Genomic DNA, 20,943 nt, shown 5'->3' with positions numbered 1-20,943 from the left:
CGTGGAAAAGACGGGAATAATCACGCTACCTCTGGCGTTTAGGCAAAAATGTCGACTCTGCCATCGCCGCGTGCGGCGGATTGCAACGCAGCAGGGACTGTCAACGCATCATCTTCGTCATCCCCGGATGTCGCGCGGCGCCAGGCCGACGGCTGGCCTGAAGCGTGTTGTTGCTGCTGCTGCCCGGCAAAACTCTCGCTGCTGATATTGCTTTGTCCAAGCTGAATGCCGTTATCGGCCAGTTGCGCGCGAAGCACCGGCAACGCGGCTTCCAGCGCCGCGCGCACGTGGCTGTGCGGTGACACCATCTGGATTTGCGCCTGGTTATCGTCGAGCTTAAGCGAGATATGCACCTGACCAAGCTCTTCCGGGTGCAGACGCAGTTCCGCGGTCTGCTGCCCCTGGCGTGTGAACAGGGTGATGTGCTGGCTGACGCTCTGCTGCCAGTCCGGCGAACCTAATGCAGCCTGTACGGTGGGGGCGGCGGCTGGCGGTGCTGTTTGCGCAGGTGCTGTGACGATCGCTGACGGCATTGCCGCAGGCGCCGCTGCGGTTGGCGTGCTGTCGGCTTCGACTTTCAGGGTCACCGGCGCCAACTGCGGTGCGCTTTGGGCAGCGGCAGGGAGCTCACGGCTGGTGAGTGGCTGCGCGACATCTTTGCTGGTACCGTGCTGGGCGATCGATTGATCGTCGCTGCGTGCAGTTAAACCGCTCAGGGCAGGCATGTCATTGCCTGCGGTAACCGTGGTCGATGGCACTGATTGTACCGGCGGCAGCATGGCCATCAGCGCGCTCATCCCGGCAAGGGAGGCGTCGCTGACGGTTTCGTCGTCATCGTCAGGCTCCAGCGGTTTGCTGTTCTGTACATCGCTTTTCAGATGTGAGGCCAACTGGCTGAGCAGGGTCTGTGTATCTGTGGTCGTACCGTCCGGCAGTTCAACCGGGATCTGTGCGGTCTCCTGTTGCAACAACCATTCGGTGACGGACGTTTTCGTGGGCGTTTTCCCGTCCGGCACCTGAGAAAGGGCGGCGGTAAGGCTTTTAAGCGGTTGCGTATTTTCACTCCCCAGCGCATCGCTGAGCAGGTTAAGAAAATCGGTTTCACCGCCCACCTGCGTGGATAAACCCGGCGTGACGCTCTCTGCGTCCGGGGCTAAAAGCGTGAGCAGGTTAATCATTGCGATTCCTTAGCGTTGCGCGCTGGGCAAATTCATCCATCTTTTTCTGGTCAAGACGGTTTTCCGCCAGCAGCGTGGCGCTGGCCTGACGCTCCTGCAATGTCTCCCACGCCTGAAGCCGCTGTTTTTTCTCGCGCCAGAAGGTCAGCGCCTGCTCCACTTTTTGGTTCCATTGCAGCAACTGTTGGCGATGTTGTTCAATCGCGCTTTCCAGCGTCTGAATAAATTGCTGGTAGTTTTGCCAGCGCAGGCTGGCAATCCCCTGACTCATGTCGCTGTTAAGGTTGTTTTGATATTCAAGCTGGTAATCCATCAGCATCTGTAATTGTTCTTCTACTTTCTGAAAACCACGACGCATCTCACCGAGCCTGAGCGCAGCGCTATCCACCTCGTTTTCCGCCAGCTCTTTGAGCGTGGCCAATGCACCTTGTTGCGCCATCTTGCGGTACCTCCTGCTTCATCAGGTTGACGGGAAAATTCGCTCAAGCCCCTGAAGAGAACTCTCCCAGTCGGCTTTTTCCAGAATGCCCTGCTGCAAAAACGCTTCCAGCTGCGGCCACAGGGCGATGGCGCGATCCAGCATCGGATCGCTGCCTTTGGCGTAAGCCCCGACGCTCACCAGGTCACGGTTGCGCTGGAAGCTTGAAAGCAGTTGTTTGAAATGACGTACGCGGGCGTAGTGCGGCTCGCTGATTAGCGCCGTCATGGCGCGGCTGATTGAGGCTTCGATATCAATGGCCGGATAATGCCCGGCCTCGGCCAGCCTTCGCGACAGCACAATATGCCCGTCGAGAATGGCGCGCGCCGAGTCGGCGATAGGATCCTGTTGATCGTCGCCTTCGGTCAGCACCGTATAAAAGGCGGTCACTGAACCGCCACCGCTGATGCCGTTCCCGGCGCGCTCAACCAGAGCGGGCAATTTGGCGAAAACGGAAGGCGGGTAGCCTTTGGTGGCGGGCGGCTCGCCAATCGCCAGGGCGATTTCACGCTGCGCCATCGCGTAGCGGGTGAGTGAGTCCATAATCAGCAGCACGTGCAGGCCGCGATCGCGGAAATCTTCCGCCACGCGGGTGGCATAGGCTGCACCCTGCATACGCAGCAGCGGCGACACATCCGCCGGGGCGGCGATGACCACCGAGCGGGCCCGGCCTTCGCTACCAAGAATGTTCTCGATAAAATCTTTCACTTCGCGTCCGCGCTCGCCAATCAGGCCAACCACAATCACGTCGGCCTGGGTGTAGCGCGCCATCATCCCCAGCAACACACTTTTGCCGACACCGGAGCCAGCAAACAGCCCCATCCGTTGCCCGCGCCCGACGGTGAGCAGCGCATTGATGGGCCGCACGCCGGTATCCAGCACATGTTCAATCGGCGTCCGCTGCAGCGGGTTAAACGGTGGCGTAATGAGTGCGCCGGTTTCGGTGGTCTCTGGTGCAGGCAGACCGTCGAGGGGTTTGCCGCTGCCATCCAGCACGCGCCCCAGCAGTGCAGGGCCGAGTGGTAACTGTTTGCCGCTTTGTAATCCGTCGCCGGAAGCATTACGGGCATAGACGCGTGCGCCGGGCAAAATACCTTCCACTTCTTCCAGCGGCATCAGAAACAGGCGCTGACCGTTGAAGCCCACCACTTCGCTTTCCACTTCCTGTGTATCCGCACCGATCTGACGTTCGATAATGCAGGTTGCACCGAGCGGCAGTTGCAGACCGGTGGCCTCCAGCACCAGCCCGGTTGCGCGGGTCAGGCGTCCATAGCGGCGTACGGCAGGAAGCTGGGCGATGCGCGCTTCGACGTTATCCAGCGTTGTTAACCAGCGTGTAAGGCGCGCGGTCATCAGCAGGCTCCTGGCGCGGCAAGACGGCAGAGCTCCTGCCAGCGGGTGGCGACGCTCGCATCAAGGTCACCTTCATCGGCGCTGACTTTGCAGCCGCCAGGGTGCAGCGTCGGATCGCCGCGCAGCCGCCAGCCGTGCAGGCTTAAGGTGGCACCCAGCACCGCTTCCACGCGCGGAAGGTCGTCAGGGTTGACGCGCAACTGCGGTTTGCCGCTGAACAGAGGTTCTTGCTGGAGCAATGCCTGAATCTGTTTAATCAATGCTGAACTGTCGATGGATGTGGTCTGGCCGATGATTTGTCGTGCGGCTTCCAGGGCCATCTGCATCAACCGTGAGGCGATAACGCTATCCATCGCATCCAGCGTATGCTGGAACTCGCTGACCAGTTGTTGCATACGCGTATGTAGCGGGGCTTGTTCCTGCTGTGCCTGCGTCAGACCTTGTTCCAGCCCCTGCGCCAGACCTTCCTGATAACCCTGCTGCTGCCCTGCGGCGCGCCCCTCCTGCAACCCCGCCTGATAACCCTGCTCGTGGGCCTGCATCTGGATTTGCGCCAGTTGCTGCTGGCGCAATGCTTCTTCAGAAAGCGTGACTTCCTGCGCGTCAGCTTCCTGCTCAGGAATAAAAATCTCCTCCTCAGATGGCGGAGCGAGATCGTCCGGCTGCCAGATTTTCCACGGCGTGGTATCAGACATAGGTGTCGTCTCCGCTGCCAATTACCATCTCGCCGGTTTCCGCCAGACGCCGCACAATCAGCAGAATCGCTTTCTGCTCGTTCTCCACCTGCGACAGACGCACCGGCCCACGGTTGGCGAGATCGTCGCGCAGAATATCGGCGGCACGCTGAGACATATTGCGCAGGAACTTCTCGCGTAGCGGCGGTTCGACCCCTTTGAGCGCGATAAGCAGCGATTCGGAGTCCACTTCCTGCAGCAGCCGCTGGATGCTGCGATCGTCCACCTCGACCAGGTTTTCGAACAGGAACATCTCGTCGATAATTTTTTGTGCCAGCTCGCCGTCGAATTCACGCACGGCGGTGATAACCGCTTCTTCCTGCTGGGTTTTCATCAGGTTGATGATTTCTGCTGCCGTTCTTACGCCGCCCATTTTGCTGCGCTTGAGGTTCTGACCATCAAGCAGGCCGTTGAGCACTTCGGTCAGCTCTGCCAGTGCGGCAGGCTGCACGCCGCCGAAGGTGGCGATACGTAGCATCACATCATGACGCAGACGCTCGTCGAACAGCGCCAGAATATCGGCGGCCTGCGCGCGTTTGAGATGCACCAGAATGGTGGCGATAATTTGCGGATGCTCATCGCGAATAATATCGGCGGCGCTCTGCGGCTCCATAAAGTTAAGCGTTTCGATACCGCTGGCGGTTTCGCGGGTTTCGAGAATGTCTTCCAGCAGGCTGGCGGCACGCTCCTCGCCCAGCGCTTTCACCAGCACCGAACGCAGATATTCGTTGGCGTTGACGCTCAGCGCGGCGAACTGTTCTGCTTCCTGCTCAAACTCCGCCAGCACTTCAGTAAGCTGCTTATTGGAGATCTGCTTCACATTGGCCATTGCGGTGCTCAACTGTTGCACTTCGCGCGCCGACAGGTGCTTAAACACCTCGGCAGCACGATCTTCGCCAAGGGTCATCAGCAGAATGACGCTTTTATCTACACCGCTTAATTTACTCATGATCGTTATTCATCCACTGGCGGATGACCAGCGCGACAACGCGCGGATCGTTATCAGACATATCGCGAATACGCTGGCTCATGACTTCCGCGCCCATTCGCTGGTTGGCGCGGCGTTGCTGAAGTTGCTCATCTTTGCTGAGATGCACTTCTACCGCGTCCTGCGTTTCCTGGATAACGCGCGCCTGCTCGGCGGCGGCCTGCGTCTCCTGCTGACGTCGCATTAACTGTGGACGAACCGCTTTGCGCCACAGCAGCCAAGCCACCAAGAGCACCAACAACCAGCGGCCCAGCGACATTAGCTGGTCGATAAACGACTGCTGTTGCCAGAACGGCAGTTCTCCGCCGGTTTCGTCCGACTGCGTGAACGGCGAATTGACCACGTTGAGGGTATCGCCACGCTGGCTGGAAAAGCCCATCGCCTCGCGGGTGAGATCGTCGATTTGCTTCATTTGCTCCGCGCTGAGCGCCTGCGTTTTGCCATCCGCCAGCGTGCGATAGTTCACCACTACCGCGACGGAAAGACGCTGGATGTCGCCCACGTTGCGTTTGGTATGGCGAATGGTGCGATCCACTTCGTAGTTACTGGTCTCGTTACGCTGTGTATTGCGCGGCCCGCCGCTGCTCTGGGGGCGGGTGGTTTGCGTCGCATTATTGGCAGGCGGGGTAGCAATTGGCGCAGTTGGTGTCGGTGCAGGCGAGTTGGAGAGCGCGCCAGGCACGCCGCCCGGGTACGGACTTCCAATTTGTTCGCTCTCGTTCACCTGACGTGAACGCAGTACCGCCTGGCTGGCGTCACCGTTCGGGCGATACTGCTCTTCGGTTTGCTCTTTATTATCAAAATCGATCTGCGCGGTGACCTGCGCGTGAACGTTACTGTTGCCCACGATGGGCCCCAGAATGGCTTCGATGCGGCGCTGCACGCGGCTTTCAACGTCGGCGGCGTACTTCAGCTGCGCGTCGTTCAGGTCACGGGCGTTGGTATTGGATTGGGTGAGCAGATGCCCGCTTTGATCGACCAGCGTCACGTTGCCCGGCGGCAGTCCGGCGACGGAACTGGAGACCAGATGCACCACCGCAGAAATTTGCCCTTCGTCCAGCGCGCGACCCGGTTCAAGATTGACGGTGACGGAGGCGGAAGGGGATTTTTGTTCACGCACGAACAGCGACGGTTTTGGCATCGCTAAATGGACGCGGGCGCTTTTCACCGGCCCCAGGGTCTCGATAGTGCGCGACAGTTCGCCCTCCAGCGCGCGCTGATAGTTAACCTGCTCGCTGAACTGGCTGATGCCGAACTTTTCTTGATCGAGCAATTCAAAACCGACCGCGCCGCCTTTTGGCAAACCGGCCTGCGCCAGACGCAGGCGAAGTTCATGCACTTTATCCGCAGGAACTTCGATTGCGCCGCCGTTATCCGCAAAACGGTAGGGGACGTTCATCTGCGTCAGCTGGCTGACAATGGCACCGCCATCCTGATCGGAAAGGTTGCTAAATAGCGTGCGATAGTCCGGGCTTTTCGCCCACAGCACCATTGCAACGATGATAGCCACCGCGGCGGCGCTGGCCACCATCAACGGAATTTTCGGGTTTGCGCGCAGGCGACTGACCCACTCCAGCGTTTTAGTTTGCGGTGTAGTGGTGGCGTTCGCGCTCATTGCGCACCTCGTAGATCCTGAAAGATGGCGTTAAATATGTACAAAAACAAAGCAGACTCCCGGGCGACGAACACAAAATGACAGCGCTGCCATTATTTGCTGTTGCGGGATTTTCTATGGTTCAAATAACCCGTTTTTTTGCCGCTATTTAACGCCTTTATCTTATTGACAAGATGCTAATCTCTGCTCCATTAACATTTTCAGGGGTGGATTATGGCAATTCAGGGTATTGAGGGCGTGCTGTCACAGTTACAAATGACGGCTAATGTGGCGCGCAATCAGCAGGTGGATACGCAGTCTACGGTGAGCTTCGCAGGACAACTGAGCGCCGCGCTCGACCGCATCAGCGATACGCAAAATGCCGCCCGCACCCAGGCGGAAAAGTTTACTCTCGGCGTACCGGGCGTGGCGCTGAATGATGTTATGACCGATCTGCAAAAATCATCCGTGTCGTTACAGATGGGCATTCAGGTCAGGAATAAGATGGTGAGTGCGTATCAGGAAGTGATGGGCATGCAGGTGTAGGTTATCTAACCTTATGATTGTAATTGTTTTATCACATCCGATCCCACCGCGTGGGGCATGGATGGGGCAAACTCACTTAATTTCTGGTTCAGAATGAGTACCTGGTCCTGATTGTTTTCCGCCATCCAGGATCCGTAAACACGATAAACCATCTGCGCGTCGGTGTGCCCCATTTGCTTCGCTATGAAGTTCGGGTTAGCACCGGCAGCTAACGACCAGCATGCATATGTGTGGCGTGACTGGTATGCTTTGCGATAGCGAATCCCGGCGTGTCGCATTGCAGCTTCCCATGACTGATTAATCGACCCCACAGCGTAATGATGCCCGGCACGGCCATTACGAGTCGCTATCTGTGGATTGAAGACGAAAGTGCATGGATGCATTTCTGAACGCCCAAACTCACGTAGCATGACTTCCACCTGATATTGCTTACTCAGTCGCGTCATCTCGGCCTGATTCCGCAATACGTCCATCGCTGGCTGAATCAGGTTGATGATGCGGTCCGTACCGGCCTCTGTCTTGGGAAGGGTAAACTCCTTCGGCAGAGTGTGGTTACGGCGGATCATCATCGTTCCCGCCTTCATGTCGATATCTTCCCAGGCCAGTGACACAAGCTCGCCGTGGCGGACACCGGTATACACTGCCAGAGACCACGTGTTTTTCAGTTGCTGATGCCGGCACGCATTTATCAATCTGACAAACTCATCACGGGTGAGTGGATCCGGTTCGCTACGTGACTTCTTCAACAGAGAAATACCTGCAAACGGATTGGTCTTGATGTACCCGCTAACCGACTCAGTGAATCGGCTATCAGTTGTGTCATCCGGGAATAGCGATCACCCAGTGGGCATGGGCGGAATTCCGGGAGCAGCTCGGCGCGAAGAAGGTGGCGAGCAAGACGATGGAGGGCCTGAAGAAGCTGATCTGGCTGGCGGCGCAGGACGTCAAAGCAGAGCTGGCGGGGCGTGAGGCTTACGAATATCTGGCGCTGGCGGAACTAACGGGCGTAGCGAAATCGACCTGGACGGAAACGTATCTGCCTCATTGGCTGGCAATGCGGAGCGGCTTTAAGCGGCTCGTTAATCTCAGTAACGCGATCACGTTCACAACAAAAGGCGACAAATTCGCACGCAATTCTTGCAAAACCGAACTGAAAAGTATGTATTTCATCTAAATATGCTATCGTCGCCATAGCTTTGATTGTCGACACGAAGAATTCAAGCCCGAGGTTAACGCCTTGGGCTTTTTTATGTACTCAGATTGCATCAAAAACCGCCAAAGTGATTAACTATTATGGTAATGTGAATTTAAATTCACTTATTTATCAGCTGAGGGGGTGGTTGTGATTGTAAGGACATGGCATGGTTGCGTGCCCGTACGACACGGAGATGGGTTTGCTGCGCACCTTGAATTAACTGGGGTGAAGCACTCGAAAAGTGTTAACGGAAACCAAGGTGCATACGTACGGCGTGAGCGACAGGGGGAGTGGGAGCATTTCTTTCTGGCAACGTACTGGAGTGATCTATCATCAATTAAGGACTTCGCCGGAGAAAATTACCACGAAGCGGTAACTTATCCAGACGATGAGCAGTTTGAGTTACTCTCGGATCCCTACGTTTTCCAGTTTGAAGTAGCTGAGATGAATGAGCTCTGACTAAGTAGAAACGCAGTGCGATTGAGGTAGTATATTCCTCATGAAGGATTCAAGCCTGAGGCCGGCGCCTTGGGCTTTTTAGTATCCATGAAAGAAGTAACGAATCTTTAGGCCAATGAGCCTCAGAATCGGCCAGACATAATACTGAATCACATGTAGCACAGGTGGAACAACCAATGCTGCACCTGTTGCGCAAAATGCATAAACAGCTGCATGCTTTGCAATTAATGAATATCTTAAATCTAATGTTTCAAGATTAATTGCATTCCTTGTGCATGAAGCTACAAAACCAGCAAGAAAAACACCGACAAACACATAAATCGATATGGTTATGAGCTTTAATAATTTCCAAATGATTTTCACAGTAGCTACCTTTTGATGCGTTTCTTCTATTTACACAAGAACGACTTGTTTAGCTAGCGTGTAGGTAGCTTCGTTCTGAATAATTCACAGCTCGTTGCCTTACCCTCATCCTCCCGGCCTGACGCCGGTTTTTTTTATTCTCAGGTTCCGGGAATCATCCTCGACATGCTTTGTTGTTAAATTCAGCCCGAGAACCTGACCCCCTTTTCAAACACAGCACCCGCAACTGTCGCGAGGTGATCATGGCAAAACGTATGAATGACGACCACAAAATTGTAGGCCTGTCCTGGCTAATCCTGCTCGGCATTGCATGCTGGGGCGGTTTAGTCCGCTACCTCATTGACGTAAAGCAGAATAAAGCCACGTGGAGCTGGATAAACGCGCTGGCACAGATCGCCGTCTCCGGCTTTACAGGGCTGATCGGCGGATTGATAAGCGTGGAAAGTGGCCTGAGTTTTCACATGATTCTTGTCACGTCCGGCATTAGCGGGGCGATGGGCTCCGTAGCGCTGACTTATTTCTGGGAACGACTGACGGGGATGAAGAATGCAAACCAGTGATAAAGGCATTGCTCTGATCAAGCAGTACGAAGGATGCAAGCTTACTGCTTATCCCGATCCTGGTACAGGTGGTGCTCCGTGGACAATTGGCTATGGATGGACGCAGCCTGTCAATGGAAAACCAGTGCGACCAGGAATGACGATTGACCAGGCGACAGCTGACCGCTTGTTAAAGACCGGGCTGGTGAGTTACGAAAATGACGTCTTGCGACTGGTGAAGGTAAAACTGAGTCAGGGCCAGTTCGATGCGCTGGTGTCATTCACTTACAACTTGGGTTCTCGTTCGCTGTCGACATCTACACTGCTGAGCAAACTTAACGCCGGTGATTACACTGGTGCTGCCAACGAGTTCACACGCTGGAATAAGGCTGGCGGCAAAGTACTGAATGGGCTGACACGTCGGCGTGAGGCGGAGCGCGCTCTGTTCCTGTCGTGATTGGCGCGCTGGTAAGGCGTTACTGGCTGCAGCTTCTTGTGGTGGCGTTAATCGGCGTACTGGCGTTTTTCGTGAACCACTCCCGCGACAACGCCATCACCTACAAAGACCAGCGCGACAAAGCCACCAAGAATCTCAGTTTGGCTAACGCCACCATCAAAGATATGCAGGTGCGCCAGCGTGATGTCGCTGCGCTGGATGCAAAATACACGAAGGAGTTGTCCGATGCTCAAGCTGAAAACGATGCTCTTAAGCGCAAGCTTGATAATGGTGGCCGGGTGCTCGTCAAAGGCCGATGTCCAGTGCCTGCCTCAACCGAAACCGCCAGCACCTCCGGCATGGGCCATGATGCCACCGTCGAACTCTCTTCAATTGCTGGACGAAACGTTCTCAGTATCAGAGACGGGATCATCAGTGACCAAACATCCCTGAGAGTCCTGCAGGATTACATCAACACCCAGTGCCTTAAGTGATTCTTCACCCAAATAACAGAGCCTGACTTCGGTCGGGCTTTTTTATGTCCGCGCATCTCACGCGTATTTAAACGAGAGCCTTTCAGTAAGCGAGCCTGAGAACAGCCGTTAAAGGTGGCGACCTCTCTCGGGCGGCTTTTCTGTGAGACAGGCTCACTTTCTAAAAGGTAAAGACGCTATGAATAATCCGTCAGTTATTCTGGCCTTTGACTTCCGCGAAATGGTTATTCCATCTAACGACAAGGTCATCACAACGTCCATGAAGATCGCCAGCTATTTCGGCAAGGCGCATAAAAACGTTCTTCGCACAATCAAGCGGCTGGATTCTGATTGCTCGCCAGACTTTAACCGGCTCAATTTTGAGCCCGTTGATGGGCATGCAGGTGTAATTGATGGTTGAGTGCGCGCGGGTGCCCCTCACCCCGGCCCTCTCCCACAGGGAGAGGGTGAAAAACGCAGGAAATTCAGCAACGTGCTCGATCGGTTCCCTCTCCCTGTGGGAGAGGGTTAGGGTGAGGGGCTAAAACAACTCACTTCTGAATCAAATAGCGAATCGTGGGCCCATCCTGCTGGATGTCCAGTACGGTGTAGCCGTAGTTGCGGGCGTCCAGCGGAATATTATTGATCGACTGCGGGCAGTCACTCACCACTTCCAGAATTTCGCCTTTTTTCAGCTGCGGCATCGCTTCGAGCGTGGCGACAGCCGGATACGGGCATGGCTCGCCGACCATATCCAGGCGGTAATCAGGCACGATATCTTTCATGCTGTCTCCTTCGCCGTGACAACGGCAGACTGATTTTTGCGTTTAAAAAAGTGTTTTTCCCAGCCGATGATCAGCATCAGCGCGGTAAATAACAGAAGGTACGTCACCAGCAGGCCGCCCGTCGGGCCGAAGGTGTTGAGCAGGTTGACTTTATCCCAGTTGGTGGCCAGTGCCGGAGAAATATCATCCCAGTAGTAGGCCAGAATGGTTGAACCGATGACGTTGCCAATGCCCACCCACCAGAAATGCACCTGGCCTTCCACCGCGCGATACATCCAGCCGGTTTCGCAACCGCCGGCCAGCACAATACCAAAGCCGAAGAGCAGGCCACCTATCACCGCATTCGGGCCCGCCCACATGATTTTGGCTTCTGCGCCTAACTGCACGTAACCGAAAATACCGATGGCGCTGGCCGCCATGCCGAAAATAATCGCTTTCGCCATATGGGTGCGCCCGGTGATCCACATATCGCGGAAGGCCGAGGTAAAGCAGATTTGCGCGCGTTCAATCAGCAGGCCAAAGCCGACGCCGAACAGCATCGCGAGGCCGAGCTTCGGTTTATCAATGGCGGTAAACAGCCCCCAGCCCACGATGCCGATAAACACCAGCATGCCCAGACGGAAGCGGCGACGCGCCTGATCCGGTTTTTGCGTCAATGGCGACGCGGCAGAGACTTTCTGCATTTTCACCGGAATGCGGAACAGCGGCAGGAGGGTGAAACGAGCGCCGAACCAGGAACCGATGGCGGTTGCCACGGCGAAGAACCAGGCGTGCAGTGAGAACTGAGGGATCCCGGTGAAGAATGCCGCCAGGTTACACCCCATCGCCAGACGCGCGCCGAAACCGGCTATCGCGCCGCCAATGATAGCCTGCAGGATACGCACACGGCTGCGTGGCATGCGCAGTTTGACGTTGTTTGCCCACAGTGCCGCAGCGAAACAACCACCGAACATGCCAATGATCATCATGCCGTCAATGCGAGAGAGCGGGGTGCCATCGAGGTGGATCAGTTTGTAGTAGCCCCACTCTTCAGCGTGAACGCCCGCCAGTTGCAGCAGTTGCCCGCCCCAGCGGGTGAATTCGCCGGTGACAGCCCAGAAGGTGCCGGTAATGCCAAAATAGTAGGTGGAGAGAATACCGGCAGCGATTACCGCCGGGGCAGGGGCCCAGAATTTGATCAGGTACGCCTGTTTGAAGTGTTGCCAGGTCATGGTGCTAGCCTCTGAACTCAGAAGGATCGAAAGAGCGGGAATTCTACGCTGCTCCATCCATCTGGCGAATGCTTTTTGCGTAAAACCTCGAACAGATCAATTTCAGACAAGGGGCGTGAAAGGGTGGCGGGCTTAAGGCTATAATGTCACAATATTTTTTTCTCCGTATGCAGGATGAATCATGAAAAAATTAGCAATGGTTGCCGCGCTGATGACGCTGGCAGGCTGCGTGCAGGTCGATAACTATAAAGACGTGGTGAAAGTGCCCGCGCCAGAGGGGCTTGTCGGTTACTGGCAAACGAAAGGGCCGCAGCGTTCGCTGGTGAGCCCGGAAGCCATTGGCAGTTTGATTGTCACCCGCGACGGCGATACGCTGGATTGCCGTCAGTGGCAGCGTACGATTGCCGTGCCGGGCAAACTGATGCTGCGCGGGGATGACCTGTATAACGTGACTGAAAAACGCGATGTTTATTCCGTTGATCGCGAAGATGGCACGCTGGAATACGATGGCATGACGTTGCAGCGTGTCGATCGCCCCACAATCGAGTGCATCGCCGCGCTGGAGAAAAAACCGCTGGCGAGCGCGTTGCCGACAGAACTGCCTGCAATGCAGCAGGAAACCTCATCCAGCAGCGTTCCGGCGGATATCGTTCCTATCAAATAAGCATTTTCCCGGCGGTTATCCCGCCGGGTGCGTTTTACAGCACATCCTCCAGTACCCAGACGCTTACGCTTCCCCCATTACAGGTAAAGGTCGCACTGCCCGCGTCGTCGGTCTCAACAATTTCTTCCCGATTATTGAGGAAATCCTTCCAGCGTTTGTTGCCGTAATTTTCGCCAAGGGTCATCGTTTTTTCACCGTCGTCGCCGTTCGACAACACCACCACGCACCCTGGCGCGTCGTCGGTACCGCTGCGGCTGAAGGCGATGCAGTTAGGGTGATCGAACCACAGGGTCTGTACGCCGTGGGCAAAGCGCTGGCGAGCGTCGATTAATTCATGCAGTTGTTCAATCACCGGCATATCGATGGTGTAGGTTTCGCCATCGCCGCCTGTGTCTTCATAGTGTGCGCCGAAAAGATCGGGATAAAAGACAGAAGGCACGCCGTTTTCCCGCAGCAGGATCAGTGCATACGCCAGCGGTTTAAACCAGGCTTCAACCGGGGCTTCCAGCGCCTGAAGCGGTTGGGTATCGTGATTGGCGACCAGCGTCACCGCGTGGAACGGATCGGCCTCGACCAGCGTGCCGGTGAAAATCTGGCTCATGTCATAGTCAGCGCCCATGCGTGAGGCTTCATGGAAATGCATCTGCAATGGTGCATCGAACAGCATCGTCTGGCCGTCGACCTGGTCGATATACTGCTGCAGTTTGTCCACTTCATGCGACCAGTATTCGGCCACAATAAACAGCGGTTTGGGCGCGACTTCCTGAACGTGCTCAATCCACTCTTTATAGAACCAGGCCGGAATATGTTTAACCGCGTCGAGACGAAAACCGTCGCAGTGGGTTTGATCCATCACCCAGCGCGCCCAGTATTTGATCTCTTCAGTCACTGCATGATTACGAAAATCGATATTTTCGCCCATCAGATAGTCAAAATTGCCCATCTCATCATCAACCTGATCGTTCCAGCCTTCGCCGGTGTAATCGTTGACGATTTTAAAAATGCCGTCTTCATTCGGATCCTCGATATGATCGATCCCGCTGAAGCATTTGTAATCCCAGATGAATTTTGAATATTGTCCTGCGCGGACAGGGAAGGTGTAGCGCGTCCAGGCTTCACACTCAACGATTTCTTCATCGATCTGCGTGCGATCGTCCTGGTTAACGCGCTGCACGCGAATGCGCTCTTTCTCATCCGCCCCCATTTTGTGGTTTACCACCACGTCCAGTAGTACGGCGATATCATGCTTTTTCAGGGCGTCAATGGCCGCCAGTAGCTGGCGCTTGTCACCATATTTAGTGGCAACGCTACCTTTTTGATCAAACTCACCTAAATCGAACAGATCGTAGCTGTCATAGCCCACAGAATAGCCGCCCGACGCGCCTTTATAGGCGGGCGGCAGCCAGATCATATTGATACCGATTTCATTCAGATTCGGCGCAAGCGCCTCAACTTCGGGCCATAACTCACCGCCAGTCGGGTAATACCAATGAAAGCACTGCAAGAGGGTGGGATTGCGCATACCTGTTCTCCGTGAAAGGCGACACAAGTACTATAAGTGGGAAATGCGCGCGGCGCGAGATTTGCGCAATTTCACGCCGCGAAGGTTAATGGCTGGTGTCGTTACTGCTTTGTGGCACCAGAACATGTCCACCCTGGTTACCATACGTTGTCATTACCGATTTTTGCATGGAGGACTGCCCAACGAGCGTAGCCAGCTCATCCATTCGCAGCTGTAAGCGGCGTTTCACTTCAGCTTCGTTATCCAGCACGGCGCGCAATAGCGGGCGGAGCTGGTCCTGAATGGCGCTTGACGGCGGATTCTGCTGGGTGAGATCCGCGACCTGATGCACCGCACGCACGTACTCCATCTCGCTGGCGATCAATTCATCCCACAAACCCTCTGTGGCAAGGCGGAGCATTATTTTGCTTTTCTCAACCAACTGCTGCCAGGCAATATACAAGTGCGGTGCGTGGTTCATTAGACGGCGTCCTGAATCAAGTTAGGCGTAAGTAACGACTCCTTCCACGCATCAGCAATGTTGCGCAGCAAGCCTTCCACTTCCTCAACGGCGGCAACATCGTTGTGCAGATTAGCCTGCAACAGGCGTCGCACCATGTAGCTGTACAGTGAAATAAGATTCAGGGTCAGTTCGTCACGGCTGTTCTCATCCAGTCCCACTTTTAGACCGTTTTCGATAATGTTAATGGCTTTCGACAGCGAGAGGCCTTTACCTTCCAACTGATTGTCCTGCATAAACAGACGAGCGCGAACCAGCGCGCTAAGCGCGCCGTCAAACAGCATGGTGACCAGCTGCGACTGACTGGCGCTCATGACTGCGCTCTCGACTCCGATTTGTGCGTAGGCCTGCGTGCCTTTTGCGCCGTACATGTTGTCTCCTGCTAATTATTTAGAGTTGCTGCTGGACGTATCGAACTGCTGCGTCAGATAGCTACTGGTCGAGTTCAGGGAGTTCATCAGCACGTCCAGTTGGGTGAACTGCGCTTTGTAGCGCGCCATCATCGTGTCGATACGATCGCTGGCGGCGTTGTACTGATCCGTCAAATTGTTCAGTGTTTTACTGACACCATCTTTCGCCGCCTGAATTATCCCGGTGGAGGAAAGCCAACTGGTCAGGTTATTGCCGATGGTGGTGGTGACGCCGGTATTTTTGCCGTCACCGATAAACATGTCGCCCACGCCGGAGGCATCTTTTTTCAGCGCCGCCTGCAGTTTGTCGGTCGATAGTTCGAGCTTGCCGGTGCTGGCGTCGGTGGTGATACCAATCTGCGACAAGGTTTTGTAATCGGAACTGCTGTGTGTGTTACCCAGCAGGGTTTTCAACTGCGTCTGGATCGTGCGCAGCGTGGAGTCGCCGAGCAGCGCGCCGTTGCTGGTGTCCTGGCTCTCTGCGCCTGCATCCACGGCGGTGTATTTGGTCAGGCTGCTGAAAGTGTCCTGTAGCGCGTTATAGGCATCCACCCACGCCTTGATCGCGCTTTCCGCTTTCGAGGTGTCTTTGGTGATGGTCAGCGTCTGGTTACCGGTGGTGACATCATTCAGGTTGAGGGTGATATCTTCCAGCGCATCGCTGATGGTGTTGCTGCTGTTCTCAATCGGAACGTTGTTCACCGTCAGTTTGGCGTTTTGCGCGGTGACGCTCTCTTCCATACCGTTGCTGGACGCTTTCGGGTCATAGCCCATGAAGCTTTGCAGGGCGCTATCGCCGCTCACACTCAGGGTCATCGCGTTGTCGCTGCCCGTATCGTTTGAGGTCACCGACAGGCGATATTGACCGTTGCCAACGTTGATAATACTGGCGCTAACGCCTGCTTTCGCATTGTTGATGGCATCACGAATGCCGGTCAGCGAGGAGTTGGCCGCGCTGATATCAATCGTGACCGGATCTTTTCCGCCACCCTGCTGAATAGTCAGCACGCTATCGCTGCTGGCAATGGCGGTTTTGGTGTCGGTCTGGCTGTTTTTGGTGGTCAGCGTTTGCGCCTGCGCCAGTTGCGTGATGCTGATGGTGTATTTCCCGGCAATCGCGCTCCCGGTGGTGGTGGCGCTGAAGGCGGTGCTGCTGCTGGTGGTGGAGGTGGCGGTAAACAGGTCGGCTTTATTCAGCGCGGTGTTGGCGGTCTGGAAGGATTCCAGCGCGCTTTTTAATGTGCCGTAAGCGCTCAGCTTCGCAGTATATGAACTCTGCTGCGTTGAAATAGGCTTCAGCGTCGATTTTTGCGCCGCTTCAAGACTATCCAGAATGCCGCTCAGATCCAAACCCGACCCGACGCCCAGCGTTGAAATACTTGCCATGATGAATTCCTTAATCGTGTGACACGTAGAACGAATACCGGGGTTATCGGCGGGAATGGCACAAAGTTTACGATTAATTTTGCTTATTTAATGGCGAGAATAGGGCGGTGTGAGGAGAGTATTTCGGCGGCTAGAAAAAAATTCTAAAGGTTGTGAGTGACCAGACGATAACAGGTTTGACGGCGACGAAGCCGAAGGGTGGAAGCCCAATACCTAAACCGTAGACTTGAAAACAGGAAAAGAAATCATGGCACAAGTCATTAACACCAACAGCCTCTCGCTGATCACTCAGAACAACATCAACAAAAACCAGTCTGCTCTGTCCAGCTCCATTGAGCGCCTGTCATCTGGTCTGCGTATCAACAGCGCAAAAGATGATGCAGCGGGCCAGGCGATTGCTAACCGCTTTACCTCTAACATCAAAGGCCTGACTCAGGCTGCACGTAACGCCAACGACGGTATTTCTCTGGCACAGACCACCGAAGGCGCACTGTCTGAGATTAACAACAACTTGCAGCGTGTGCGTGAACTGACTGTACAGGCGACCACCGGAACGAACTCTGATTCTGACCTGTCCTCTATCCAGGACGAAATCAAATCGCGTCTGGAAGAGATTGACCGCGTATCCGGCCAGACTCAGTTCAACGGCGTGAACGTGCTGGCAAAAGACGGCACCATGAAAATTCAGGTGGGGGCGAACGACGGTCAGACTATCTCTATTGACCTGCAAAAAATCGACTCAACGACTCTGGGTCTGACGGGTTTTGATGTTTCCACGAAAGCGAATATTTCTACCAGCGCTGTAACGACCGGCGGTACGTCCACGACAACGTATGCAGATAGCGCAACAGACGTTGATGTCACTACAAAAGCGACTAGCCTGGCTACTGACGCAACCATCACTAACCTCAAATTTGATAATACTAACGGCAAGTATTACGGAACCATCAGCAGTGCCACTGATAACACGATTGATGGTGACTATGAGCTGCACGTTGCTACAGATGGTAGTGTTACTGTAGCGGCAGCTGATAAGCAAGCGGGTACCGCTCCAGGTACTGCACTGACTTCGGGCAAAGTTCAGACTGCAACTACCACAACCACTCCAGGCACGGCTGTTGATGTCACCGCTGCTAAAACTGCGCTGGCGGCAGCGGGGGCTGACACAACGGGTCTGAAACTGGTTCAACTGTCTAATACGGATTCCGCCGGTAAAGTGACCAACGTGGGTTATGGCTTGCAGAATGACAGCGGCACTATCTTTGCAACCGACTACGATGGCACCACTGTGACCACGCCAGGTGCAGAAACAGTAACCTATAAAGATGCAACGGGTGCCAGCGTTACTGCGGCGGTTACCCTGGGGGGTTCTGATGGTAAAACCAAACTGGTCGAAGCGGCTGACGGTAAAACCTACGGCGCAACCGCTCTGAATGGTGCAGATTTGTCCGACCCGAACAACACGGTGAAATCTGTTGCGGATAACTCAAAACCGCTGGCGGCACTGGATGATGCTATCGCCATGGTCGACAAATTCCGCTCCTCCCTCGGTGCGGTACAAAACCGTCTGGATTCCGCGGTCACCAACCTGAACAACACCACCACCAACCTGTCTGAAGCGCAGTCCCGTATTCAGGACGCCGACTATGCGACCGAAGTGTCCAACATGTCGAAAGCGCAGATCATTCAGCAGGCCGGTAACTCCGTGCTCTCCAAAGCCAACCAGGTACCGCAGCAGGTTCTGTCTCTGCTGCAGGGCTAATCGCCTGCCCCACGCAAACCCCGCTCCGGCGGGGTTTTTCACGTTTCCTCTTCCCCGACTGCGCAAATAACCCCTCATTTCACCCACTATTCCCTCAATTAAAAATCATGCAGAAACGGATAATTGTGCCGATAACTTAATTAATGCAGGGCTGTTTATCGTGAATTCACTCTATACCGCTGATGGTGTAATGGATAAACACTCGCTATGGCAACGTTACGTCCCTCTGGTGCGCCATGAGGCGCTGCGCCTTCAGGTGCGTTTGCCGGCGAGTGTGGAACTTGACGATTTGCTCCAGGCGGGCGGCATAGGGTTATTGAATGCCGTTGAACGCTACGACGCTCTGCAGGGCACGGCATTTACCACTTACGCAGTGCAACGCATCCGTGGGGCGATGCTGGACGAACTACGCAGCCGTGACTGGGCACCGCGTAGCGTTCGGCGTAACGCGCGTGAAGTTGCGCAGGCGATGGGGCAACTGGAACAGGAACTGGGCCGTAACGCGACCGAAACAGAAGTTGCGCATCGGTTGGGTATTCCCATTGAAGAGTACCGTCAGATGTTACTCGATACCAATAACAGCCAGTTATTCTCCTACGATGAGTGGCGGGAAGAGCATGGCGATAGCGTCGAGATGGTGACGGAAGCCAATCAGCAGGAAAACCCGCTTCACCAATTGCTGGAGGGGAATCTCCGTCTGCGCGTGATGGAGGCCATCGAAGCCCTCCCTGAGCGGGAAAAATTGGTGCTGACGCTCTATTATCAGGAAGAGCTGAATCTGAAAGAGATTGGCGCGGTACTGGAAGTCGGAGAGTCACGAGTCAGTCAGTTGCATAGCCAGGCAATCAAACGCCTGCGCACGAAGCTGGGTAAGCTGGAGTAATGCCGCATAAGCAATGACGACGTGGAGTTTTCATCACTATGCAGCAATTAAAAAGACGGCCACTAAGCCGCTATCTTAAAGACTTTAAACACAGCCAAACACATTGTACTCACTGCCATAAAGCGCTCGATCGGGTAACGCTTGTTCGCCTTGGCGAAATTGTTAACAAGCTTGCCATCGCCCGGCTGGATATGCTGGTGGACGAGGAAACGTGGTTGCAGCAGCGTGGCGAGTGGGCCGCGTTATGCCGTTTCTGCGGCGAACTGCACTGCAAAGAGCAGAGTGATTTCTTCGACATTATCGGCTTTAAGCAGTATCTCTTTGAACAGACCGAAATGAGCCCCGGCACGGTGCGCGAGTACGTTGTGCGCTTACGGCGTCTGGGCGAGCATCTTGTAAAAAATAATATTCCCCGAAATCTGCTGCAGAAAGGCGCGCCGGATGAGATATTAATTCCCTGGTTGCCGCAGACCAGCACCAATAATTATCGTATTGCGCTACGAAAATATACGCAATTTGTTAATCGGGCTGGCATGGCACCGGGTCAGAATTTCGCGTATCCCGCGACCTCTGATATATATTAAAACGGAATAGCTTATAACTGTCTGGTGTTTGTCTGTTTTCACAAACGGCCTACACTACAAAAAAAGCAATCTTTTCGGGGGTATAATGAAATTAGCACTTTTCGGTCGTCAGGCATTAATGGGCGTGATGGCAGTGGCTTTGATGGCAGGTGTCAGCGCGAACACGTTCGCGGCGGAGAATCTGCTTAACCAGGTGAAAGAGCGCGGAACCCTGCGCGTGGGTCTGGAAGGCACCTATCCACCGTTCAGCTTCCAGGGCGATGATGGCAAACTGACCGGTTTTGAAGTCGATTTTGCCAACGATCTGGCAAAACATCTGGGCGTGAAAGCCGATCTTAAACCGACCAAATGGGACGGAATGCTGGCCTCTCTGGATTCCAAACGCATTGATGTGGCGATTAACCAGGTGACCATTTCACCTGAACGTAAGAAAAAATATGATTTCTCTACTCCGTACACTATCTCCGGTATTCAGGCGCTGGTGAAAAAAGGCAATGAAGGCTCCATTAAAACCCCGGCTGACCTGAAAGGTAAAAAAGTGGGCGTGGGGCTGGGTACCAACTACGAAGAGTGGCTGCGTCAGAATGTGCAGGGCGTTGATGTCCGTACCTATGATGATGACCCGACGAAATTCCAGGATCTGCGCGTAGGCCGTGTTGACGCTATTCTGGTTGACCGTCTGGCGGCGCTGGATATGGTGAAGAAAACCAATAACACGCTGGCGGTAACCGGCGAAGCGTTCTCCCACCAGGAATCTGGCGTGGCGCTGCGCAAAGGCAATGAAGACCTGCTGAAAGCGATCGATGGCGCGATCGATGCCATGCAGAAAGACGGCACCATGAAGGCGCTGTCTGAAAAATGGTTCGGCGCTGACGTGACAAAATAATCGAAGTTGCTTAAA

The 20,943-nt window shown here is 54.8% G+C and carries 23 protein-coding genes and 4 pseudogenes; 12 read left to right on the top strand and 15 right to left on the bottom strand.

Going from position 1 to position 20,943, the window contains the following annotated elements; genetic code table 11:
• Window positions 1-38: 38 nt before the first annotated feature.
• Genes DBY68_RS14645 through fliF form a run of 6 tightly spaced genes read right to left on the bottom strand, consistent with a single transcriptional unit; the run spans window position 39 to window position 6,346 of the window.
• On the bottom strand, window positions 39-1,178 hold the full coding sequence (locus DBY68_RS14645) for a flagellar hook-length control protein FliK (RefSeq protein WP_108475227.1): 1,140 nt from the start codon (window positions 1,176-1,178) through the stop codon (window positions 39-41).
• Window positions 1,171-1,617, bottom strand: coding sequence for a flagellar export protein FliJ (gene fliJ, locus DBY68_RS14640; protein ID WP_108475228.1), 447 nt, complete (start codon window positions 1,615-1,617; stop codon window positions 1,171-1,173). The genes DBY68_RS14645 and fliJ overlap by 8 nt, the downstream gene beginning before the upstream one ends.
• Window positions 1,618-1,638: 21 nt before the next feature.
• A complete protein-coding gene (gene fliI, locus DBY68_RS14635) occupies window positions 1,639-3,009 on the bottom strand; it encodes a flagellar protein export ATPase FliI (RefSeq protein ID WP_108475229.1) in 1,371 nt (456 codons plus the stop codon).
• On the bottom strand, window positions 3,009-3,704 hold the full coding sequence (fliH, locus tag DBY68_RS14630; protein WP_108475230.1) for a flagellar assembly protein FliH: 696 nt from the start codon (window positions 3,702-3,704) through the stop codon (window positions 3,009-3,011). Before fliH ends, fliI begins: the two co-directional genes overlap by 1 nt.
• Window positions 3,697-4,692, bottom strand: coding sequence for a flagellar motor switch protein FliG (gene fliG, locus DBY68_RS14625; protein ID WP_108475231.1), 996 nt, complete (start codon window positions 4,690-4,692; stop codon window positions 3,697-3,699). Before fliG ends, fliH begins: the two co-directional genes overlap by 8 nt.
• Complete coding sequence (gene fliF, locus DBY68_RS14620; protein ID WP_108475232.1) at window positions 4,685-6,346, bottom strand: flagellar basal-body MS-ring/collar protein FliF; 1,662 nt, start codon at window positions 6,344-6,346, stop codon at window positions 4,685-4,687. The genes fliG and fliF overlap by 8 nt, the downstream gene beginning before the upstream one ends.
• A gap of 210 nt (window positions 6,347-6,556) precedes the next feature.
• Here fliF and fliE point away from each other — a divergent pair, with 210 nt between their 5' ends.
• Window positions 6,557-6,871 (top strand): flagellar hook-basal body complex protein FliE, encoded by a 315-nt coding sequence (fliE, locus tag DBY68_RS14615; protein WP_108475233.1) that lies wholly within the window; start codon window positions 6,557-6,559, stop codon window positions 6,869-6,871.
• Between the two features lie 11 nt (window positions 6,872-6,882).
• Here the strand turns inward: fliE and DBY68_RS14610 are convergent.
• Window positions 6,883-7,659: pseudogene (locus DBY68_RS14610) on the bottom strand (site-specific integrase); the annotation flags it as partial.
• A 47-nt stretch (window positions 7,660-7,706) separates the two neighbouring features.
• On the opposite strand from DBY68_RS14610, the pseudogene DBY68_RS14605 reads away from it, so the two are divergent.
• Window positions 7,707-8,025, top strand: a pseudogene (locus tag DBY68_RS14605) (bacteriophage antitermination protein Q); the annotation flags it as partial.
• A 188-nt stretch (window positions 8,026-8,213) separates the two neighbouring features.
• Window positions 8,214-8,525 carry a hypothetical protein gene (locus DBY68_RS23105; RefSeq protein ID WP_108475234.1) on the top strand — a complete coding sequence of 104 codons (312 nt, stop codon included), beginning with the start codon at window positions 8,214-8,216 and terminating at the stop codon, window positions 8,523-8,525.
• A gap of 78 nt (window positions 8,526-8,603) precedes the next feature.
• On the opposite strand, the gene DBY68_RS22795 is transcribed toward DBY68_RS23105, so the two are convergent.
• A complete protein-coding gene (locus DBY68_RS22795; protein WP_146745465.1) occupies window positions 8,604-8,888 on the bottom strand; it encodes a hypothetical protein in 285 nt (94 codons plus the stop codon).
• Between the two features lie 254 nt (window positions 8,889-9,142).
• Here DBY68_RS22795 and DBY68_RS14595 point away from each other — a divergent pair, with 254 nt between their 5' ends.
• Window positions 9,143-9,448: a phage holin family protein gene (locus DBY68_RS14595; protein ID WP_123009791.1), complete on the top strand. Its 306-nt coding sequence runs from the start codon at window positions 9,143-9,145 to the stop codon at window positions 9,446-9,448.
• A complete protein-coding gene (locus tag DBY68_RS14590; RefSeq protein WP_108475235.1) occupies window positions 9,435-9,884 on the top strand; it encodes a lysozyme in 450 nt (149 codons plus the stop codon). The genes DBY68_RS14595 and DBY68_RS14590 overlap by 14 nt, the downstream gene beginning before the upstream one ends.
• Window positions 9,885-9,931: 47 nt before the next feature.
• Here DBY68_RS14590 and DBY68_RS22790 read toward each other — a convergent pair whose 3' ends face one another.
• The gene (locus tag DBY68_RS22790; RefSeq protein ID WP_146745464.1) at window positions 9,932-10,117 is read right to left on the bottom strand and encodes a hypothetical protein; all 186 of its coding nucleotides are present in this window, start codon (window positions 10,115-10,117) and stop codon (window positions 9,932-9,934) included.
• On the opposite strand from DBY68_RS22790, the gene DBY68_RS22785 reads away from it, so the two are divergent.
• A complete protein-coding gene (locus tag DBY68_RS22785) occupies window positions 10,110-10,316 on the top strand; it encodes a lysis system o-spanin lipoprotein Rz1 (protein WP_146745463.1) in 207 nt (68 codons plus the stop codon). The two genes, DBY68_RS22790 and DBY68_RS22785, sit on opposite strands and share 8 nt — an antisense overlap.
• Window positions 10,317-10,535: 219 nt before the next feature.
• A pseudogene (locus tag DBY68_RS14580) lies at window positions 10,536-10,730 on the top strand (Rha family transcriptional regulator); the annotation flags it as partial.
• A 157-nt stretch (window positions 10,731-10,887) separates the two neighbouring features.
• Here the strand turns inward: DBY68_RS14580 and yedF are convergent.
• Both yedF and yedE read right to left on the bottom strand, forming a co-directional pair.
• A complete protein-coding gene (gene yedF / locus DBY68_RS14575; RefSeq protein ID WP_108475236.1) occupies window positions 10,888-11,121 on the bottom strand; it encodes a sulfurtransferase-like selenium metabolism protein YedF in 234 nt (77 codons plus the stop codon).
• Window positions 11,118-12,332 carry a selenium metabolism membrane protein YedE/FdhT gene (gene yedE, locus DBY68_RS14570; protein ID WP_146745462.1) on the bottom strand — a complete coding sequence of 405 codons (1,215 nt, stop codon included), beginning with the start codon at window positions 12,330-12,332 and terminating at the stop codon, window positions 11,118-11,120. The genes yedF and yedE overlap by 4 nt, the downstream gene beginning before the upstream one ends.
• Window positions 12,333-12,513: 181 nt before the next feature.
• Here yedE and yedD point away from each other — a divergent pair.
• Window positions 12,514-12,924 (top strand): annotated as a pseudogene (gene yedD / locus DBY68_RS14565) (lipoprotein YedD); the annotation flags it as partial.
• A gap of 106 nt (window positions 12,925-13,030) precedes the next feature.
• Here yedD and amyA read toward each other — a convergent pair.
• The 4 genes from amyA to fliD form a co-directional block, all read right to left on the bottom strand.
• Entirely contained in the window at window positions 13,031-14,518 is a 1,488-nt protein-coding gene (gene amyA / locus DBY68_RS14560) for an alpha-amylase (protein ID WP_108475239.1), read from the bottom strand.
• 85 nt (window positions 14,519-14,603) lie between these two features.
• Window positions 14,604-14,978 carry a flagella biosynthesis regulatory protein FliT gene (fliT, locus tag DBY68_RS14555; protein WP_108475240.1) on the bottom strand — a complete coding sequence of 125 codons (375 nt, stop codon included), beginning with the start codon at window positions 14,976-14,978 and terminating at the stop codon, window positions 14,604-14,606.
• The gene (gene fliS / locus DBY68_RS14550; RefSeq protein ID WP_108475241.1) at window positions 14,978-15,388 is read right to left on the bottom strand and encodes a flagellar export chaperone FliS; all 411 of its coding nucleotides are present in this window, start codon (window positions 15,386-15,388) and stop codon (window positions 14,978-14,980) included. Before fliS ends, fliT begins: the two co-directional genes overlap by 1 nt.
• Before the next feature lie 15 nt (window positions 15,389-15,403).
• Window positions 15,404-16,813 carry a flagellar filament capping protein FliD gene (fliD, locus tag DBY68_RS14545; RefSeq protein ID WP_108475242.1) on the bottom strand — a complete coding sequence of 470 codons (1,410 nt, stop codon included), beginning with the start codon at window positions 16,811-16,813 and terminating at the stop codon, window positions 15,404-15,406.
• Window positions 16,814-17,060: 247 nt separating this feature from the next.
• Here fliD and DBY68_RS14540 point away from each other — a divergent pair, with 247 nt between their 5' ends.
• From DBY68_RS14540 to tcyJ, 4 genes are all read left to right on the top strand, one after another.
• On the top strand, window positions 17,061-18,575 hold the full coding sequence (locus DBY68_RS14540; RefSeq protein ID WP_108475243.1) for a FliC/FljB family flagellin: 1,515 nt from the start codon (window positions 17,061-17,063) through the stop codon (window positions 18,573-18,575).
• A 160-nt stretch (window positions 18,576-18,735) separates the two neighbouring features.
• Entirely contained in the window at window positions 18,736-19,458 is a 723-nt protein-coding gene (locus tag DBY68_RS14535) for an RNA polymerase sigma factor FliA (protein WP_108475244.1), read from the top strand.
• Between the two features lie 32 nt (window positions 19,459-19,490).
• Window positions 19,491-20,042, top strand: a complete 552-nt coding sequence (gene fliZ, locus DBY68_RS14530) for a flagella biosynthesis regulatory protein FliZ (protein WP_108475245.1) — start codon at window positions 19,491-19,493, stop codon at window positions 20,040-20,042.
• A gap of 85 nt (window positions 20,043-20,127) precedes the next feature.
• The gene (tcyJ, locus tag DBY68_RS14525; RefSeq protein WP_108475246.1) at window positions 20,128-20,928 is read left to right on the top strand and encodes a cystine ABC transporter substrate-binding protein; all 801 of its coding nucleotides are present in this window, start codon (window positions 20,128-20,130) and stop codon (window positions 20,926-20,928) included.
• Window positions 20,929-20,943: the final 15 nt, after the last annotated feature.

Origin of the sequence: Pseudocitrobacter sp. RIT415 (assembly GCF_003057695.2) — a bacterium.
GTDB classification, from domain to species: domain Bacteria; phylum Pseudomonadota; class Gammaproteobacteria; order Enterobacterales; family Enterobacteriaceae; genus Pseudocitrobacter; species Pseudocitrobacter faecalis.
This window is presented reverse-complemented; position numbering and strand designations above follow the sequence as displayed.

Bases quoted from the DNA above. Each gene is read 5' to 3' on its own strand.
- DBY68_RS14645 (WP_108475227.1), bottom strand. From the start codon at position 1,178: ATGATTAACCTGCTCACGCTTTTAGCCCCGGACGCAGAGAGCGTCACG.
- fliJ (WP_108475228.1), bottom strand. From the start codon at position 1,617: ATGGCGCAACAAGGTGCATTGGCCACGCTCAAAGAGCTGGCGGAAAAC.
- fliI (WP_108475229.1), bottom strand. From the start codon at position 3,009: ATGACCGCGCGCCTTACACGCTGGTTAACAACGCTGGATAACGTCGAA.
- fliH (WP_108475230.1), bottom strand. From the start codon at position 3,704: ATGTCTGATACCACGCCGTGGAAAATCTGGCAGCCGGACGATCTCGCT.
- fliG (WP_108475231.1), bottom strand. From the start codon at position 4,692: ATGAGTAAATTAAGCGGTGTAGATAAAAGCGTCATTCTGCTGATGACC.
- fliF (WP_108475232.1), bottom strand. From the start codon at position 6,346: ATGAGCGCGAACGCCACCACTACACCGCAAACTAAAACGCTGGAGTGG.
- DBY68_RS14595 (WP_123009791.1), top strand. From the start codon at position 9,143: ATGAATGACGACCACAAAATTGTAGGCCTGTCCTGGCTAATCCTGCTC.
- DBY68_RS14590 (WP_108475235.1), top strand. From the start codon at position 9,435: ATGCAAACCAGTGATAAAGGCATTGCTCTGATCAAGCAGTACGAAGGA.
- DBY68_RS22785 (WP_146745463.1), top strand. From the start codon at position 10,110: ATGCTCAAGCTGAAAACGATGCTCTTAAGCGCAAGCTTGATAATGGTG.
- yedF (WP_108475236.1), bottom strand. From the start codon at position 11,121: ATGAAAGATATCGTGCCTGATTACCGCCTGGATATGGTCGGCGAGCCA.
- yedE (WP_146745462.1), bottom strand. From the start codon at position 12,332: ATGACCTGGCAACACTTCAAACAGGCGTACCTGATCAAATTCTGGGCC.
- amyA (WP_108475239.1), bottom strand. From the start codon at position 14,518: ATGCGCAATCCCACCCTCTTGCAGTGCTTTCATTGGTATTACCCGACT.
- fliT (WP_108475240.1), bottom strand. From the start codon at position 14,978: ATGAACCACGCACCGCACTTGTATATTGCCTGGCAGCAGTTGGTTGAG.
- fliS (WP_108475241.1), bottom strand. From the start codon at position 15,388: ATGTACGGCGCAAAAGGCACGCAGGCCTACGCACAAATCGGAGTCGAG.
- fliD (WP_108475242.1), bottom strand. From the start codon at position 16,813: ATGGCAAGTATTTCAACGCTGGGCGTCGGGTCGGGTTTGGATCTGAGC.
- DBY68_RS14540 (WP_108475243.1), top strand. From the start codon at position 17,061: ATGGCACAAGTCATTAACACCAACAGCCTCTCGCTGATCACTCAGAAC.
- tcyJ (WP_108475246.1), top strand. From the start codon at position 20,128: ATGAAATTAGCACTTTTCGGTCGTCAGGCATTAATGGGCGTGATGGCA.